Here is a 17,559-nt window from a genome sequence, read left to right on the forward strand (position 1 = left end):
TCTGCGTGAGATCGATGGAAGCAGACGCCACTGACAATCCCGCATCGGACGCCGCTGACCAGCAATTTTCCCCCGGATCTCGAAAGTGCCCCACGCCGGCCCGCCAGGACCGCTACCGTGAGTCACAACGTCACTCTCTGTGACGGATCGAGTGGCTGGGCGAGGAGGGCGTATGGACAGCAGCACGGGCGGCACCCGCGTCGGGGGCGCCCCCACCCCCGAGCAGAGCGCCGCCACGGACGCCTTCCGGGACGGCGCACACCTCGTCATCCAGGCCGGAGCCGGTACGGGCAAGACGACCACCCTCGCGATACTCGCCGACAGCACCCGGCGGCAGGGCCGCTACATCGCCTTCAACAAGTCGATCGCCCGGGACGCCGCCCGGCGGTTCCCCGCACAGGTACGGTGCGGCACCGCGCACTCCCTCGCGTACGCCGCCGTGGGCCGCCGGTACCGGAGCCGGATGAACGCCCCGCGGCAGGCGGGATGGCGGACCGGCGCCGCCCTGGGCATCGATCCCGGCACGAACGTACGGATCGGGGCGCGCCGGGTGAACAACAGGGCGCTCTCCCACACCGTTCTGCGCACCGTCACCCACTTCTGCCGGTCCGCGGACCCCGAGCTCGCCCCGCACCACGTCCCACGGCTGCGCGGCGCCGAACACGACGCCCTGCACGCGCAGTTGGCCGACCTGGCCCTGCCCTACGCCCGGCGGGCCTGGGCCGACCTCCAGCACCCGGACCGCGGCGTCGTGCGGTTCGAGCACGATCACTACCTGAAGATCTGGGCGTTGAGCGACCCCGTCATCGCGGCGGACTTCCTGCTCCTGGACGAGGCGCAGGACACCAACCCCGTGGTGGAGCAGATCTTCACAGCCCAGCGGGAGCACGCCCAACTGGTGCTGGTCGGCGACTCCGCACAGGCCATCTACGGGTGGCGCGGCGCGCGGGATGTCATGACCGGATTCGACGGCAGGCAGCTGAGCCTGTCCCGGTCCTTCCGCTTCGGCCCCGCGCTCGCCGCGGAGGCCAACCGCTGGCTGACCATCGTCGACGCCCCCATCCGCCTCGTCGGATCGCCGCTCCTGCCCACGGAGTTGGGCCCCGTGCCACTGCCGGACGCGACCCTGTGCCGGTCGAACGCGGGGGCGATGGTGGAGGTGATGAAGCTGCTGGACAAAGGCGAGCGGGTGGCGCTGGCGGGCGGCGACGGACCGCTGGGCTCGCTGGCCAGGGCGGCGCACGACCTCAGGTCCGGCAGACGCACCACGCACCCCGAGCTGATGCTCTTCGAGTCGTGGGAGGAACTGCGGGAGTACGCCGGATACGACCCGTCAGGACGCGATCTGCTCCCGCTGGTCGACCTCGTGGACGAGCACGGCGCGGACGCGGTGCTGCAGGCCCTGGGCCGGCTCACGGACGAGCGCTCCGCCCAGGTCACGGTGTCCACGGCGCATCGCGCCAAGGGGCGGGAGTGGCCGACCGTCCGTATCGCCGAGGACTTCACCGGCCCCGAAAACCTCGACGAGACCGACGAGAACGGGGAGCCCCTGCCCGGCCCCATCGATCTCGACGAGGCCCGCCTGGCGTACGTGGCGGTGACCAGGGCCCGCACGCGGCTCGACATGGGCGGACTCGCGTGGATCAACGGGCATCCGGCGGGCGATCCCCGGGCCGCGACGGAGACGGCGACGGTGAAGGTGACCGCGACGGCCCTGCCGACTCCGGCGGCCGACAACGCACGAGGTCAGAGCGCCGCACCGGAAGTTATCCACAGGAAAAGGGGGGCGCGTGACGGCTCGGCCGATCGGGAGGATCCTGGAAACAGGAGCTCGAAGAGGCAGGAGCAGCAGCTCGGCGAGAAGGACAGCAAGGACAACAAGGACAGCGATACCAGCGAGAAAAACCAGGAGTAGCGAAAGGGCACGATGGGTGGTGAACGGTGATGCGTACGGGAAGTGAGCCGCTGCAGGCGCGCAGTCCGCTGCGGATGCGGAGCTGGCTGGCACTGTGGGGGCTGATCTGGGCGGCGGCCGGTGCCGTGGCCTTCGCGATCGCCGGCCGCCCCGGCTGGGCGGCGGCGTGCGCCGTGGTGGCGGTGGTGGCGGCCACCGATCTGGTGCTGGTCATCCGGCACATACGGCAAGGCCCGCACTACCAACCGGGCAGGGAGATACCGCCGTACGAACCGGACCGCGACGACGCAGGCCGTCAGTTACCGAAACCCTGACCCGGCCCGGCCGTCCCCGCCCCACCGTCCCCACCTTCTTCATCCCTGCCCTCGTCGAGCACGCCCCGCGGATCGTGCTCGAAGCGGGCCGCCTCGAGGAACTGCGGGCGCGGTTCGAGGGCCGCGGCGAGGCGGAAGTGCCGCACCGCCTCCTCCGGGCGGTTGGCGCGCTCCAGTGTGCGTCCCAGCGCGAAATGGGCGAAGGCGTTGTCCGGCTCGCGCTCCAGGACGATCTGGAACTCCAGCTCGGCAGGGCGCAGTTGGGCCGCCAGGAAGAAGGCGCGGGCGCGCAGCAGCCGGGCGGCGGTGTTTTCGGGATGGGCGGCGATCACCGGGTCCAGGAGCTGCACCGCACCGCGTGGGTCCCGGGCCGCCAGCAGCTGCTCGGCGGCGCGGAAGTTGATGACATAGGTCTCAGGAGTGCGCTCGGGCACGGCCGTCTCCTCTCCGGTGATCCGGGCAGGCCCTCGTCGCGCCCAGTCGCGGCCGTCCTGTGGTCGTTACGTGCGGCACAACAATCCCGGCGCTCGCAGAATTCCCCGTCTGCCGCGCCGTACGCGTCCCACGCACCACCCATCACAACAGCACGAAATAGCAGCACCGAACCACAGCAGCACCAGACAGGGGCATGCACAGCAGCACGGAGATGCCAGACGAGAGGCAAGACACCCCCAAGCCCCCAAGCCCCCAAGCCCCCAAGCCCCCAAGCCCCCAGCCCCTAACCCCAGCCGCTAACCGCTAACCGCTAACCGCTAACCGCTAACCGCTAACCGCCGAACACCACCACACACACCGCGACCGCCAGGAGCAGCACTCCCGCTGCCACGAACGCCCAGTCCAGCGCGGCGCGTTCCCTGCGGTGGACCAGCACGCTGCGCGGATCGTCGGGGTCGTAGGTGACCAGCACCCGTTCCCCGTCGGCGAGCGGCCGGCGCCGCGTCGGCGGCACCGGCGAGACGATCTCCATCACCCGCCCGTCCGCCGTCTCGAACTGCAACAGCGGACGCACGTCCGCACTGCCCCCGCCCGAAGTCCCGGCCCCACCACCGGCCCTACCGCCCTGATCCAAACCGTCACCCGAGCCACCGCCCGGACGCCGTGCCAGCGCCCACGCATGCGCACCCCGCGCCCGTATCCTCCGCGCCTCCCGCAACCCGGCCGCCCCGGCCAGCACCATCACCAACCCACCGAGCGCGGCAAACCCCGCGAGCACCACCAGCGCACCCACGCCCCACCTCCCAGCTCACACCCGCCACCAGCCGAGGCCCCGATGCCCAACACCGGCCCGGCCCCCACTACAGCCACCAGCCGCCACCAGCCACCAGCCACCAGCCCCTAGAGACTGACGTGATAGGCCTTGCGAAGCGTCTCGTGCACGGTCCACCGCGTACGGTCGCCCTCGCGCAGCACGCACACATCGCCGGGCCCGATCTTCAGCACCGGCCCGCCCTCGACCTCGACCGTCGCCCGCCCGCTGATCACCACGAACATCTCGTCGGCCTCGGTGTCCGTCACCACCCCCGGCGTGATCTGCCAGATGCCCCGCGCCTGCGTGCCGTCCGGGGACTCCCACAGCACCTTCCCCGTCACCACCGGCTCACCGGACACCACCTGCCCGGGGTCCAACGGCTCCGGCTCCAGCTCGGAGTCGGGAATTCCGGATACGTTCACCGCGAAGGAGGCGGGGCCCGCCGCTGCCGCGGCCTCAAGGTCAGTAGCGCTCATGGCCGCTGAGCGTACCGACCTCCCTCGACCGACCCGCCTCAGCCCTCGGGCAGGGCCTCCGACCGCCGCGCCAGCAGTTGCTCCCACACCGCCCGTACCTGCGGTTCCAGCGCCTCCAGCGGCCCATCGTTGTCGATCACGAAATCCGCGATCGCCAGCCGGGCCTCGCGCGTCGCCTGCGCCGCCATACGGGCCTTCGCCTCGTCCTCGGCCATCCCGCGCAGCGCCATCAGCCGCTCCAGCTGCGTCTGCGGGGCGGCGTCGACCACCACGACCGCGTCGTACAGCGGCGCCAGGCCGTTCTCCGTCAGCAGCGGCACATCGTGCACCACCACCGCGTCCGGCCCGGCCGCCGCCTCCAGCTCCAGCGACCGCTCCCCCACCAGCGGGTGCACGATCGCGTTCAACGCCCTGCGCCGGTCGGGGTCGTTGAAGACGATTCCGCCGAGCTTGGGCCGGTCGAGCGTGCCGTCCGCCGACAGCACACCGTCCCCGAACTCCTCGACCACGGCGGCCAGTCCGGGTGTCCCCGGCTCGACGACCTCCCGCGCGATGCGGTCCGCGTCCACGATCACCGCGCCATAGGACGCCAGCAGCCGCGACACCTCGCTCTTGCCCGCGCCGATACCACCCGTGAGCCCAACTTTCACCATGCGCCCCACGCTATACGGTGCCCGAGGAACGCCATCGATCCGGACCGACGAGCACACATCCCCGTTCCGGCCCAGTCCGGACCGACAAGCGCACCCCCCCAGTCCGGACCGACGAGCACACATCCCCGTTCCGGCCCAGTCCGGACCGGCAAGCGCACATCCCCAGTCCGGACCGACGAGCGCACATCCCCGTTCCAGAGCAGCGAGCACGCATCCCGGACAGCGGCAGCCCTACGCCGCCTCGCAGCAGCCCTATACAGCCCCGGCGCCGCCGCCCGTACCGGCGCCGCCCCCGCTCTCCCCGCCGCTCTCGCCCTCCCGCTCCGCCAGGAAGCGCTCGAACTCCCGGCCGATCTCGTCGGCCGAGGGCAGCTCCACGGGCTCGGCGACCAGGCTCTGCCGGGTCTCCGCCCCTGCCACCGCGTCGTATTGGTGCTCAAGTCCGCTGACCAGCGCGACCAGTTCCTCGTCCCCCTCGGAGATCTGCCGTTCGATCTCCTCCTGGGTGCGCAGCGCCTCCGTGCGCAGCGCGTGCGCGGCGCCGGGCAGGACGAGTCCGGTGGCGGCCGTCACGGCCTCCAGCGCCGTCAGCGCCGCGTCCGGGTAGGGCGACCTGGCGACGTAGTGCGGTACGTGTGCGGCGACCCCCAGGACGTCGTGCCCGGCCTCGGCCAGCCGGTACTCGATCAGCGACTCCGCGCTGCCCGGCACCTGCGCCTCGTCGAAGAAGCTGCGGTGCCCGGGCATCAGGTCGATGCGGTTGCCGTGCGGGGTGATGCCCACGGGGCGGGTGTGCGGCACGCCCATGGGAATGCCGTGGAAGTTGACCGAGAGCCGTACGCCCAGTCGCTCCACCATCTGCAGCACCGCCGAGGAGAAGCGCTCCCACTCCACGTCCGGCTCGGGTCCGGACAGCAGCAGGAAGGGCGCCCCGGTCGTGTCCTCGACCAGCCGCAGCTCGATGCTCGGGGTCTCGTACGCGCTCCAGCGGTGGCGGTCGAAGGTCAGCAGCGGGCGGCGGGCCCGGTAGTCGACGAGGCGGTCGTGGTCGAAGCGGGCGACGACCCGGTGCGAGAGCCCGTCCAGCAGCCGCTCCACGATCTGGTCGCCGGTCTCGCCGGCGTCGATGTAGCCGTCGAAGTGGTACAGCAGCACCAGTCCGGCGGAGTCGTCGGCGGTCATCGCCTCGACTGCCGCGAGCCCGCTCGGCTCCCATTCGTACAAACCCTGGGGATCCAACACAGTGACCGCTCCTCCTCGTGTTCCTCTGGCAGAACACCGGGCGGCGGACGGGCATTCCCCCCGAGGTCGCCGTCCTCCCGTACGGCCACCCGGCCTCCCACCACCCGGCCTCCCGCCGCCCGGCCGCGCCTCAGGCGAGCACCCGCCGGTGCAGCTCCGTGACCACCTTGCGGGCCGAGGCGAACGCGCCGTGCTGCCAGGCGATGGTGTAGCTGAGGTAGTCGCCCGCGAAGTAGACGCGGCCCGCGGGCTTGTTCAAGGCGGCGAACGGCGCCGCGTCCGGGCCGCCCTCCAGCGTGTGCCAGGCCGCTTCGATGTGCGGGGTCTGGCGCCAGTGCTGGGAGAACGAAGAGGCCAGCTCGGTGCGGTACTTCGCGCCGTGGATGGCCACGCCCCGGGCCACTGCCCGCCGTTCGCGCTCCTTCGGCGCCAGGGCGGCGTAAGCGTCCGCGTCGCCCTCGAAGTTGTAGTAGCCGATGACGATGCCCCGTTCGCCGTGGAAGCCGTGGGAGGGGTACCAGATCACGTTCACGTCCAGGTCGGTGTCCGTGATGCCGCCGTAGATCCGGTGGTCGCGTTCCCACCAGCGGTTCTTGTACTCCAGGCCGAGCTTGGCGGCGGAGAAGGGCGCGCAGGCCGTGAGCGCCTGCTGCACCGTGCCGCCCAGGTTGTGCGGGGTCTTGGCCAGGATGTTGGGCGGGAGGGCCGCGATGCAGTAGTCCGCCTCCAGGACGTGGGTGCGGCCCTGCTGCCGGTAGGTGACCCGCACGCCGTCCGCCCGGTCCGTGATCTTGGTGACCTCGGCGCCGGTACGGATCCTCCGCTCCCCCACCGCGCGGGCGAGCGCCCGGGGAATGCGGTCCATGCCGCCGACCGGCTGGAACATCAGCATCGCCTGGTCGTAGCCGAACTCGAAGGAGAAGGAGCGGCCCACGCCGCTGGCCAGCACTTCGGAGACGTCCGGTACGGGGGCGAGCACGGTACCGGGGGTGCCGGCCGCGCCCGGGTCCGTACGGTACCCGCGCCGCTCGCTGCCCTGATAGCGCCAGCTCTTGGCGGGATCGCCGGGCAGCCGCCCGCCGATGTCGCCGAAGTCCCGCAGGAACTCCAGCAGCCGCTCCCGGTCCTGCGCGGTCAGTTCCTTGTCGAGCGCCCCTTTGTCGGTCGCCTTGGCCAGCAACTCCGAGACACAGCCGTAGACATCGGCCTTGGCGGTACGAAAGCGCGCCGGCCGGCCCATCCCGGACCGCTCGTTGTAGATGTACGCACTGGCGTTCGCGTTGGTGAACACCTCCAGCGGTACGCCGAGTTCCCGGCAGTAGTCCAGCGTGACCATCCACTGGGGGATGCGCGCCGGCCCGGTATTCATGTAGTGCCCGTCGGCGAATTCCGCGGTCTGGGTGTGCCCTGCGGTGTCCGTGGCCGAATCGCCGTTGCGCACCGTGAAGTTGCGGCCCCCGGTGCGCTTCCGCGCCTCCAGGACCGTGCAGTCGTACCCGGCCTTTCCCAGTTCGTACGCGGCCGTGAGCCCCGCGATTCCGCCGCCCACGATCGCGATCTTCGCCGCGGCCTTGCCGGCGAGGGTGAAGTCCCCCGGCTTCGGGGCGGTGAAGAGCGGCTCGGCGGCCGCGGCCCGGGCGGTGGGCGCCAGCCCCATCGCTCCCATGGTCGCGAACATCGCTCCTGCCCCGCCCGCTACGCCGACGGCCTGCAGAAATCCCCTCCGACTGACATCCGACATCGTCCAACCCCCGTGTCTTTGCGCCTTATTACCCAAAGAGACGCGAATTCGGACGCTCAGGATGCTCATCCCGAGTTATGAAGAATCGCCACACCTCACCAACTCCCCCATATTTCAGGACAGTTGACCGGCCACCCCACAGCCCCAGACCACCCCACAGCCCTATACCACCCCACAGCCCTATACCACCCCACAGCCCCAGCCCCCACCACCAACCCACGCCTCACATCGCCATCCCCCTGGCCCAGCAAAAGCCGCCGCCCCTGGCCCAACGAAAACAGCCCGTCCGGCACTTGAGGACAGTGCGCCCGCAGGCCGTCGCCGCCCACCAGCCGCCCGGGCCGGGCATGACGAAGGCCCGCCCCCCAGCAGGGGGCGGGCCTTCGTTATCGGCTACTGCCTAGCGGCGAGCATTCAGCTCTGGCCGCCCGCCAGCTTCTCGCGGAGCGCGGCCAGAGCCTCGTCCGACGCCAGGGCGCCGGAGTTGTCCGCCGACTCCGAGGAGTACGAGCCGCCGGAGACGTTGCCGCCACCGGTGCTGCCGCCGGCCGCCGGCGCCGCAGCGCCCTCGGCCGCAGCCTGCTCGTCGGCCTCGCGGGACTTGATGACCTGAGCCTGGTGCTGCTCGAAGCGCTGCTGCGCCTCGGCGTACTGGGTCTCCCACGCCTCGCGCTGGGCGTCGAAGCCCTCCAGCCAGTCGTTGGTCTCCGGGTCGAAGCCCTCGGGGTAGATGTAGTTGCCCTGGTCGTCGTAGGACGCGGCCATGCCGTACAGGGTCGGGTCGAACTCGACCGCGGCCGGGTCGGCACCGAAGGACTCGTTGGCCTGCTTCAGCGAGAGGCTGATGCGACGGCGCTCGAGGTCGATGTCGATGACCTTGACGAAGATCTCGTCGTTGACCTGGACGACCTGCTCCGGGATCTCCACGTGGCGCTCGGCCAGCTCGGAGATGTGGACCAGGCCCTCGATGCCCTCGTCGACGCGCACGAACGCACCGAAGGGAACGAGCTTGGTGACCTTACCCGGGACGACCTGACCGATCTGGTGGGTCCGGGCGAACTGCTGCCACGGGTCTTCCTGGGTCGCCTTGAGCGACAGGGAGACGCGCTCGCGGTCCATGTCGACGTCGAGAACCTCGACGGTGACCTCCTGGCCGACCTCGACAACCTCGGAGGGGTGGTCGATGTGCTTCCAGGACAGCTCGGAGACGTGAACCAGACCGTCGACGCCACCCAGGTCCACGAAGGCACCGAAGTTGACGATCGAGGAGACGACGCCGGACCGCACCTGGCCCTTCTGGAGGGTGGTGAGGAAGGTCTGGCGAACCTCGGACTGGGTCTGCTCCAGCCAGGCACGGCGGGACAGGACCACGTTGTTGCGGTTCTTGTCCAGCTCGATGATCTTGGCCTCGAGCTCCTTGCCCACGTAGGGCTGAAGGTCGCGGACACGGCGCATCTCGACCAGGGAGGCCGGGAGGAAGCCGCGGAGGCCGATGTCGAGGATGAGACCACCCTTGACGACCTCGATGACGGTACCGGTGACGATGCCGTCTTCTTCCTTGATCTTCTCGATGGTGCCCCAGGCACGCTCGTACTGGGCGCGCTTCTTCGAGAGGATCAGGCGACCTTCCTTGTCCTCCTTCTGGAGAACAAGGGCCTCGATCTCGTCACCGACGGCGACGACCTCGTTGGGGTCGACGTCGTGCTTGATGGAGAGCTCGCGGCTCGGGATAACGCCTTCGGTCTTGTAACCGATGTCGAGCAGGACCTCGTCCCGGTCGACCTTCACGATGACGCCGTCGACGATGTCGCCGTCGTTGAAGTACTTGATCGTCTCGTCGATCGCGGCGAGGAAGGCTTCCTCGTTACCGATGTCGTTGACCGCAACCTGCGGGGTGGTGGCGGTGGTCTCGGTGCTGCTCGTCATGTGGGAAAGGGCTCCGGTACGGACATTGAAGTCGTAGGTACTGCTACGCCGAGAGCCCGTATCGCCTCTGCATAAGCCGGACAGCGTTAGAGGCGCACTTTCGGAAAGCTCCGAATCCGAATCCGAAGAACCGGCAAGCGCCTCGACAACCGAGGGGACATACAACAGATGCAAGCGCGACCTGCTCCGTCTGAGGTGCGCAGGCCCGCAGCGCAACTTGTAGCATACGGGGGCAGCCGGACACGGTCAATGCGCGAAGGCGCACACCCGGGGCGGAACGCCCCATAACCGGCACTAGCAATGTTTCGCGAGGCCAAGAAGGCCTCACTGTCCTCTGCAGCTACAAGCTCAGGCGAAGAGTACGACGACGGGCGCGATGATCCAAGAACACGAGCCGGAGGCCACCCGGCGTGACGCCTCGGACGCGGAGAGCAGCCGGGCCAGCCGGGGCTGGTGGGACCGCAACGCGGACGAGTACCAGAGCGAGCACGGGGCCTTCCTGGGCGACGACCGCTTCGTATGGGGTCCCGAGGGCCTGGACGAGGCCGAGGCGCAGCTGCTGGGGCCGACCGCCGGGCTGAAGGGGCAGCGGGTCCTGGAGATCGGGGCGGGCGCGGCCCAGTGCTCGCGCTGGCTGGCCGCCCAGGGCGCCCGCCCGGTCGCCCTGGACCTCTCCCACCGCCAGCTCCAGCACGCCCTGCGCCTCGCCGACGGCGACCCTTCCCAGGCCCCCTCCCGCTTCCCCCTCATCGAGGCGGACGCCGGGGTGCTCCCCTTCGCCTCCGGCTCCTTCGACCTCGCCTGCTCCGCGTACGGCGCGATCCCCTTCGTCGCCGACCCGGTACGGGTGATGCGCGAGGTGCACCGAGTCCTGCGGCCCGGCGGCCGCTGGGTCTTCTCCGTGACCCACCCCATCCGCTGGGCCTTCCCCGACGAACCGGGCCCCGAGGGCCTCTCGGTGGCGGCCTCCTACTTCGACCGCACGCCGTATGTGGAACAGGACGGCGCGGGGCGCGCGGTGTACGTCGAGCACCACCGCACCCTCGGCGACCGCGTACGCGACGTGGTCGCCGGCGGCTTCCGGCTCCTGGACCTCGTCGAACCGGAGTGGCCCGAATGGAACTCCCAGGAGTGGGGCGGCTGGTCCCCGCTGCGCGGCCACCTCATCCCCGGCACGGCGATCTTCGTCTGCGAGGCCGCCTGACGGCACCCGGCCGCCCGCCAGGGAGACTGGGCAGGTGATCCGCCACGACATTCTCGATCAGCTGCCCGTACGGACCGCCCTGCCCTCGCTGGAGGAGGCGCTGGGCAGCCACGGCACGGCGGTGCTGTGCGCGCCGCCGGGGACGGGCAAGACGACCCTGGTGCCGCTGGTCCTGGCCGGGCTGGCCGGCCAGGGGCCCGTGCGGCGGGTACTGGTGGCCGAGCCGCGGCGGATCGCGGCGCGGGCGGCGGCCCGCCGGATGGCGTGGATGCTGGGCGAGCGGCCCGGCGAGCGCGTCGGATTCACCGTGCGCGGCGAGCGCACGGTGGGCCGGCGGACCGTGGTGGAGGTCGTCACCACCGGCGTGCTGTTGCAACGGCTGCAACGCGACCAGGAGTTGGCGGGCGTCGACGTCGTCGTACTCGACGAGTGCCATGAACGCCACCTCGACGCGGACACCGCCGCCGCCTTCCTCCTGGACGTACGCGAGACGCTCCGCCCCGACCTGCGCCTGGTCGCGGCCTCGGCGACGACGGACGCGCAGGGGTGGGCCGAGCTGCTGGGCGACGCGCCCGTAGTGGAGGCGCAGGGCATCACGCACCCGGTGGAGGCGGTGTGGGCGCCGCCGGAGCGCCCCGTGCGCCCGCCGCACGGCATGCGGGTCGATCCGGCACTGCTGACGCACGTCGCCGCGGTGGTACGGCGCGCACTGCGGGAGCGCGAGGGCGACATTCTGTGCTTCTTGCCCGGAGTGGGGGAAATCTCCCGTGTGGCGGGCCAGTTGGGAAGCGAGAGCGGCGTCGAGGTGCTCCAGGTGCACGGGCGCGCGCCGGCCGCCGTGCAGGACGCGGTGCTCGCGGGCGGTACGGGCACCCGGCGGGTGGTCCTGGCCACCTCGGTCGCCGAGTCGAGCCTGACGGTGCCGGGGGTACGGGTGGTCGTGGACTGCGGGCTGGCACGTGAACCGCGTACCGACCACGCCCGCGGGCTGAGCGCGCTGACGACCGTACGGGCCTCTCAGGCATCCGCCCGCCAGCGCGCGGGCCGGGCCGGCCGCGAGGCGCCGGGCACGGTCTACCGCTGCTGGTCACCGGCCGAGGACGCCCGGCTGCCCCGCTTTCCCTCCCCCGAGATCAAGGTGGCGGACCTGGCCGCCTTCGCCCTCCAGGCCGCCTGCTGGGGCGCCCCCGACGCCTCCGCTCTCGCCCTGCTGGCCCCCCCGCCGCCCGGCGCGATGGCCGCGGCCCGCGAGGTCCTGACGGCGATCGGCGCGGTGGACGCGGCAGGCCGCGCGACCCCGCGCGGCACCCGCATGGCCCGCCTCGGCCTCCATCCCCGGCTGGCCCGGGCCCTGCTGGACGGGGCGCAGCACATCGGCGCGCGCCGGGCCGCCGAGGTGGTCGCCCTCCTCAGCGAGGAACCGCCCCGCGAGTACGGCGACGATCTGGCCGCGGCCTGGCGCACGGCCCGCCGCGGCACCGACCCCTATGCCTCCCGCTGGCGCCAGGAGGCGCGGCGGCTGGCCTCGGGCCTCGCCGCGTCGGGCGGGGAGGACGGCCCCTGCGCCGCCCCGCTCGACGGCGAGGAGAGGGCCGGGTCGGTAAAGGCGGCGGGAGCAGCGGTGTCCGGCGCCGCGGAACGTCACTCGCGAGCGTCCGGCGGTGGCACCGGTGGTGGGCGTGAGGTGTGGAGTGACGACGCGGCGGCCGGTCTGGTGGCCGCGCTGGCGTTCCCGGAGCGGGTCGGGCGCGCGCGGGGCGAGGGGGCGTTCCTGATGGCTTCGGGGACCGGGGCTCAGTTGGGGGACGGGTCGCGGCTGCGCAGTGCCGGGTGGCTGGCGGTGGCGGTGGCGGACCGGCCCGTGCATGCCGCGTCGGCGCGGGTGCGGCTGGCGGCCGTGATCGAGGAGGAGACCGCGCGGGAGGCGGCGCGGGCGCTGTACCGGGCGGGCGAGGAGGTCCGGTGGGCCGACGGGGACGTGGTGGCGCGGAGCGTCTCACGCCTGGGCGCCATCGAGCTGGTGGCCAGGCCGCTGACCTCCCCCGACCCCGTGCTCGTACGGGAAGCGCTGGTCACCGGGCTGCACCGGGAGGGCCTCGGGCTGCTGCGCTGGTCGGAGGGGGCCCGTACGCTCCGGCGCCGGATGGCCTTCCTGCACCGGGAGTTGGGCGCGCCGTGGCCCGACGTGGCGGATGCGGCGCTGCTGGAGCGTACGCAGGAGTGGCTGGAGCCCGAGCTGGGCCGGGCGCGACGGCGGGCGGATCTGGGGCGGATCGAGGCGGGGCAGGCGCTGTCGCGGCTGCTGCCGTGGGCCAGTGGTGACGCGGCCCGCCTGGACGAGCTGGCGCCCGAGCGCATCGAGGTGCCCAGCGGGTCGCGGGTGCGCGTCGACTACGAAGGCGAGCAGCCCGTGCTGGCCGTCAAACTCCAGGAGCTCTTCGGCTGGCAGGAGTCGCCGCGGATCGCCGGGGTGCCCGTACTCGTCCATCTCCTCTCCCCCGCCGGCCGTCCGGCGGCGGTGACCGCCGACCTGGCCTCGTTCTGGCAGGACGGCTACCGGTCGGTGCGGGCGGAGCTGCGCGGGCGCTATCCCAAGCACCCCTGGCCGCAGGACCCGTCGACGGCCGAGCCGACGCGGCACACCACGGCGCGGCAGAAGCGCGGGTGAGAAGAGCGGCGCGGGGCGCCGTCAGATCGCTGCCCCCTGTCCGAGCAGATCGCAGGCGTACCACTCGGGCAGGGAGGCTCGGGCGGGGAGCGGGCGGTCGGGGCGGACGGGGACGATGACCAGGACGTTGCGGATGAAGCAGGCGTAGCAGACGGGGTCGGGGTCCTGGGCCAGGAGCAGGGCGCGGTCGCCGGTGTGCCAGAGGGCGAAGTGGCGTCGGGCGGTGGGCGGGGAGTCGGTGGCAAGGTCGGCGCGGGCGGCGGTGGCGACGGGGTGGCCGTAGCGGGCCGTCAGGAGGCCGGCGGCGGCCTGCCAGTCGGCGTCCAGGCGGGCGCGGCCCTGGTCGGCGTGGAGGCTCCAGCCGCGGGCGCCGCCCCAGACCGCGGCGAGGTGCTCGGCGTCGGGCACGCCGTCGTATTCGGGGTCGTAGACGCAGAAGGTGGCCCAGGCCGTTTGATGCGCCGGGTGCGCCGCATTGGCGGGCTCGGCCGCGCGGTGGGCCGAGCGGTGTGGAGCGGGGGCGTACGGGGCGGTCCAGACGACCTGGCCCGCGGCGGTCTCGTAGGAGTCGTCGAAGTCGGAGTAGCGCCAGCCGCGGGCGGCCAGGAAGGCGTCGAAGGATTCGTCGTTCTCGCAGGTCAGGCGGCTCAACTCGACGATTTGGGCGATGACTTCGTCCGTCACGGGGCAGCTCGCTAGCGTCATGGGTCAACGTTACGGGCCACCACTGACAGTGGATCTTCAGGCCGGGGTGGTCTGCGGTCCGGGGGCGGGATCCGGGTCGGGAGAGGGGCCGGCCGGTGCGCTGCCGGCGGGCCCGGGGCGGCGGCCGCGGGCTTCGAAAAAGAGGCTCAGGGCCAGCAGGAGGACGCCCAGCCCCAGGAATCCCCAGGGAAGGTAGCTGGTCAGCAGCAGGACGAGCCGGCGCTGGGAGGTGACCAGGGCGACGGTGGAGTCGATGTAGTCGGGGCGCATCTTCACATGGCCGGCGAAGGCGGTCACCGTGCCGCCGCCGGGCAGCAGATCGCCGCCGCGCAGCTCTTCCTTGTGGATCTCCTGGCCGTTGACGGGCGCTCCGGTGACGGGGTCCACCCAGAACATCCGCTTGGTGGTGTACCACCGGGTGGTGCCCGTCTTCGCGACGGACTCGGGGGTCAGGCCCTTGACCGGCAGCTTCTTGGGGAGCGGGACCTTGGTCCAGGGGATGGTCTGCTCGAAGTAGTAGACCTCGAGGCCGCGGAAGGCGACGGTGCCCTTGTAGTGGATGGGCGCGGAGGTGCGGGTCTGGGCGTCGAAGTAGCTGTAGTCGCGCTTCTCGGTCAAGAAGGGCCACTTGAACTCGATGCCGCCGCGGCGCACCGGGTCGCCGTCGACCATCTCGCCGGTGGCGTGCACCGGGGCCTGGGAGTGGGCGTCGAAGATATAGCGCTCGGGGATCTGGGAGACCATCTTCCCGTCGGGCCCGGCGATGTGGGAGAGGGCGTCCCAGACCACGACGTCGCGGCCCGCGGTGCGCTCGATGCGCTCGGACTCCTCGACGTTGCCCTTGAGGGTCTGCACGATGGTGACCTTGGGGACCTTCTTGGCCTTCATCGTGCCGTAGTCGATCAGCGTCGCGGGCTTGGCCTCCAGCACGGTCGCCTGGTACTGGCTGGGCGGGATCTTGGCGAGCCGCGGGAAGGCGTACCACCGCAGCAGCGGGGACAGCGCGGCGAAGAAGACGGCGAAGGCGAGCAGGATCAGGCTTGCCTTGCGGCGCATGGCGGCTGCCTCCCTCAGGGGTGGTCGGGGACGGTGGTCAGCAGCGGCTCGGGGGACGTCTCGCCGCTGGGCGCGCCGATGCCGGTCATGACGAGGACGAGGGCGAAGGCCGCGGCCAGTCCGATCGCGGCGGCGACGAGAGCGCGCATGCCCGGCCTCCCTGGGGGTTCCATGGGCTGAGACGGTGTGCTGGTACGGCGTACGGAAACGGCTTGCTGATACGGCGAGTTGGCTCGGGTGCGGCGATCGGGCTCGGGTACGGCGGTGGAGTGCGGCGTGCTGATGCGGCGTCAGAACTGGGGCACCGTAGCAATGCGCGGCTCAGATGAGAACACGTTGCACCCCATACGCACGACGCCGCCGTACCGGGCGGAGCGTGAACTCCGGTCGGTACGGCGGCGGTCGGGGGTGCCGGTGCCCGCGGCGGGGGTGCGTCAGGCGGCGGGCGGCGCCGTCACGGTCAGCTCGACGATCAGCTCGGCGCCGTCGGCGGTGGTCAGGCGGAGCCGGAAGGTCCCGGTGTGCTCGTCGGTGTAGATCTTGGGGAGCACGAGGAGGCCGTCGGCGTCCGTCTTGAGGGTGGTCAGGGTGCGTACGGGCTTGTCCTTGGCGGGGTCCGCGGTCTTGTCCCCGGCCTTGTCCTTGCCCTGGCCCGCGTCCGCGGACTCGTCGGACGCCCTGCCCGAGGGCGTGGTGCCCTTGCCCGCGCTCGTGTCGCCGCCCTCGCCCGCACCGGCCTGCTCGGCCTTGAAGTACGGCCCCTTGTCGTTCTCCACGGGCTTGGCCGGGTCGTCGGTGACCATGGTCGCGGTCACCGGTACGCCCGCGGCGGCCTTGCCCTTGAAGGTCGCCTTGACCTCGACGGTGCCCTCGTCCAGGGCCTGGCCCGCCACGACCGTGAGCTTCTTGTCGGAGGTACGGGCGAGCCGGTCGGCCTTGGGTGCGGGGCGGGCCTTGACCGTCGCGGCGAAGTCGGCGGCCGGTACGTCGTGGCCCACGGCGGTGGCGCGTACGACGAAGGAGCCTGTCTTGCGTCCGGCGCGCAGCACCGGCGCGGTGGCCACGCCGTCCTTGCCGGTGAGGACCGTGACGTCCTTCGCGCCGCCGGGGAAGCGGGCGTCGGTGGTGCCGCGGATCTCGTAGCGGACGCGCAGGCCCTCGACCGCCTTCCCCTTGGAGTTCTTCGCGCGCACGGCCGGCCGGTCGGCGAACTCCTCGTCCGCCGTGGCGCTCACACTGCGCTCGCCCACGCGCTCCAGGCCGGTGAGCGTGGGGGGCTGGCTGGGCTTGGGGGGCCGGCTGGGCTTGGGGGGCGTCGGCTTGCCGCTGTCGCCGCCCGGCTTGTGCGGCGGGGAGGGCTTCTCCTGGCCGCCGGGCTCGGACGGGTGGGGCCTGGGGGTGGTGCCCGGGCCGGAGCCGTGGCCGGAACCGCCGCCGCTGCCCTGCCCGCTGCCCTTGCCGCCGCCGCGGGCACCGCCGTCGCCCCGGCCGCCGCCGGTGCCCGTACCGGTGCCGGAACCGCTGCCGGTGCCCGGCCCGCCGTGGCTCTTGGGCTGCTTGGGCCGCACCCCGGAACCGTCCGGCACCTCGTGCGTGCCCCTGCGGTAGTAGTCGAGCCAGGACAGCACGGTGCTCAGGTAGGCCGAGGAGCGGTTGTAGCCCAGGATCGCGCGGTCCAGGTCGCCCTGGACGCTCAGGTCGCGGTTGCCGTTGCACAGGTAGTGGCCGGCCGCCAGCGCCGCGTCGTAGATGTTGTTGGGGTCGCGCTTGCCGTCGCCGTTGCCGTCGGCGCCCCAGCCCTTGCCGTCCGGGCCGCCCTGCGCCCAGGTGGAGGGGATGAACTGCATCGGGCCGATGGCCCGGTCGTGGGTGGTGTCGCCGTCGTACAGGCCGCCGTCGGTGTCCGAGATGTTCGCGAAGCCCTTGCCGTTGAGCTGCGGGCCCCGGATCGGGGTGCGGGTGGTGCCCTCGTCGTCCACGTCGCCGCCGTTGGCCTGCCCCGACTCGACCTTGCCGATCGCGGCGAGCAGCTGCCAGGGCAGCTTGCAGCCCGGGTCGGAGGCGCCGATGGAGGACTCGGCCTTCTTGTAGGCGTCCAGGACCGTCGCCGGGATGCCGGCCTCGGCCGGGCCGGTGCCGATGGTCCCGTCACCGCGCCCGGGGCCCTTGGAACTGCCGGGCGGTACGGGGCTGTTGAGGGGCGGCAGCTCGGTGTAGTAGGGCGAGCCGCCGTCGATGGGGACGTCGGCGGGCGGCGGCGGGGCCGGGTCTCCCGTGCCGCTGGTGAGGCGCTCGGTGGCGCCCGGTGCCTGGGAAGCTGTCAGCGCGGCCAGGGCGAGCGCCGCCACCGCGGTCGTGGCCGCGCCCCTGTAGAACCGCCGCCCGAACTTGGCTGCCATACGTCCCGTCC

The 17,559-nt window shown here is 72.2% G+C and carries 15 protein-coding genes; 4 read left to right on the forward strand and 11 right to left on the reverse strand.

The window, feature by feature from the left end:
- Positions 1 to 172: 172 nt before the first annotated feature.
- A complete protein-coding gene (locus tag AC4IJH_RS28765) occupies positions 173 to 1,915 on the forward strand; it encodes a UvrD-helicase domain-containing protein (protein WP_490854811.1) in 1,743 nt (580 codons plus the stop codon).
- A gap of 29 nt (positions 1,916 to 1,944) precedes the next feature.
- Positions 1,945 to 2,229, forward strand: coding sequence for a DUF6343 family protein (locus AC4IJH_RS28770; RefSeq protein ID WP_490854812.1), 285 nt, complete (start codon positions 1,945 to 1,947; stop codon positions 2,227 to 2,229).
- Here the strand turns inward: AC4IJH_RS28770 and AC4IJH_RS28775 are convergent.
- From AC4IJH_RS28775 to rpsA, 7 genes are all read right to left on the reverse strand, one after another.
- A complete protein-coding gene (locus AC4IJH_RS28775) occupies positions 2,211 to 2,663 on the reverse strand; it encodes a tetratricopeptide repeat protein (protein WP_490854813.1) in 453 nt (150 codons plus the stop codon). The genes AC4IJH_RS28770 and AC4IJH_RS28775 overlap by 19 nt on opposite strands.
- A gap of 332 nt (positions 2,664 to 2,995) precedes the next feature.
- Positions 2,996 to 3,238 carry a DUF3592 domain-containing protein gene (locus AC4IJH_RS28780; protein ID WP_490854814.1) on the reverse strand — a complete coding sequence of 81 codons (243 nt, stop codon included), beginning with the start codon at positions 3,236 to 3,238 and terminating at the stop codon, positions 2,996 to 2,998.
- 326 nt (positions 3,239 to 3,564) lie between these two features.
- Complete coding sequence (locus AC4IJH_RS28785; protein WP_490854815.1) at positions 3,565 to 3,954, reverse strand: cupin domain-containing protein; 390 nt, start codon at positions 3,952 to 3,954, stop codon at positions 3,565 to 3,567.
- Positions 3,955 to 3,992: 38 nt separating this feature from the next.
- Positions 3,993 to 4,607, reverse strand: a complete 615-nt coding sequence (gene coaE / locus AC4IJH_RS28790) for a dephospho-CoA kinase (protein WP_490854816.1) — start codon at positions 4,605 to 4,607, stop codon at positions 3,993 to 3,995.
- 252 nt (positions 4,608 to 4,859) lie between these two features.
- Positions 4,860 to 5,849: a proteasome assembly chaperone family protein gene (locus AC4IJH_RS28795; RefSeq protein WP_490854817.1), complete on the reverse strand. Its 990-nt coding sequence runs from the start codon at positions 5,847 to 5,849 to the stop codon at positions 4,860 to 4,862.
- A gap of 130 nt (positions 5,850 to 5,979) precedes the next feature.
- The gene (locus AC4IJH_RS28800) at positions 5,980 to 7,527 is read right to left on the reverse strand and encodes a flavin monoamine oxidase family protein (protein WP_490854818.1); all 1,548 of its coding nucleotides are present in this window, start codon (positions 7,525 to 7,527) and stop codon (positions 5,980 to 5,982) included.
- A 477-nt stretch (positions 7,528 to 8,004) separates the two neighbouring features.
- Positions 8,005 to 9,516, reverse strand: a complete 1,512-nt coding sequence (rpsA, locus tag AC4IJH_RS28805; RefSeq protein ID WP_490854819.1) for a 30S ribosomal protein S1 — start codon at positions 9,514 to 9,516, stop codon at positions 8,005 to 8,007.
- Between the two features lie 376 nt (positions 9,517 to 9,892).
- On the opposite strand from rpsA, the gene AC4IJH_RS28810 reads away from it, so the two are divergent.
- Together AC4IJH_RS28810 and AC4IJH_RS28815 are read left to right on the forward strand one after the other, a co-directional pair.
- A complete protein-coding gene (locus AC4IJH_RS28810) occupies positions 9,893 to 10,720 on the forward strand; it encodes a class I SAM-dependent methyltransferase (protein ID WP_490854820.1) in 828 nt (275 codons plus the stop codon).
- A gap of 34 nt (positions 10,721 to 10,754) precedes the next feature.
- The gene (locus tag AC4IJH_RS28815) at positions 10,755 to 13,388 is read left to right on the forward strand and encodes an ATP-dependent RNA helicase (RefSeq protein ID WP_490854821.1); all 2,634 of its coding nucleotides are present in this window, start codon (positions 10,755 to 10,757) and stop codon (positions 13,386 to 13,388) included.
- A gap of 21 nt (positions 13,389 to 13,409) precedes the next feature.
- On the opposite strand, the gene AC4IJH_RS28820 is transcribed toward AC4IJH_RS28815, so the two are convergent.
- The 4 genes from AC4IJH_RS28820 to AC4IJH_RS28835 form a co-directional block, all read right to left on the reverse strand.
- Positions 13,410 to 14,093 carry a hypothetical protein gene (locus AC4IJH_RS28820; RefSeq protein WP_490854822.1) on the reverse strand — a complete coding sequence of 228 codons (684 nt, stop codon included), beginning with the start codon at positions 14,091 to 14,093 and terminating at the stop codon, positions 13,410 to 13,412.
- Positions 14,094 to 14,129: 36 nt separating this feature from the next.
- Entirely contained in the window at positions 14,130 to 15,149 is a 1,020-nt protein-coding gene (gene pgfA / locus AC4IJH_RS28825) for a cell envelope lipid trafficking protein PgfA (RefSeq protein WP_490854823.1), read from the reverse strand.
- A 14-nt stretch (positions 15,150 to 15,163) separates the two neighbouring features.
- Positions 15,164 to 15,298, reverse strand: a complete 135-nt coding sequence (locus AC4IJH_RS28830; protein ID WP_490854824.1) for an SPW_0924 family protein — start codon at positions 15,296 to 15,298, stop codon at positions 15,164 to 15,166.
- Between the two features lie 285 nt (positions 15,299 to 15,583).
- Positions 15,584 to 17,548, reverse strand: a complete 1,965-nt coding sequence (locus AC4IJH_RS28835; RefSeq protein WP_490854825.1) for a lytic transglycosylase — start codon at positions 17,546 to 17,548, stop codon at positions 15,584 to 15,586.
- Between the last annotated feature and the right edge of the window lie 11 nt (positions 17,549 to 17,559).

The sequence above is a fragment of the Streptomyces sp. UF-297 genome (assembly GCF_058245575.1).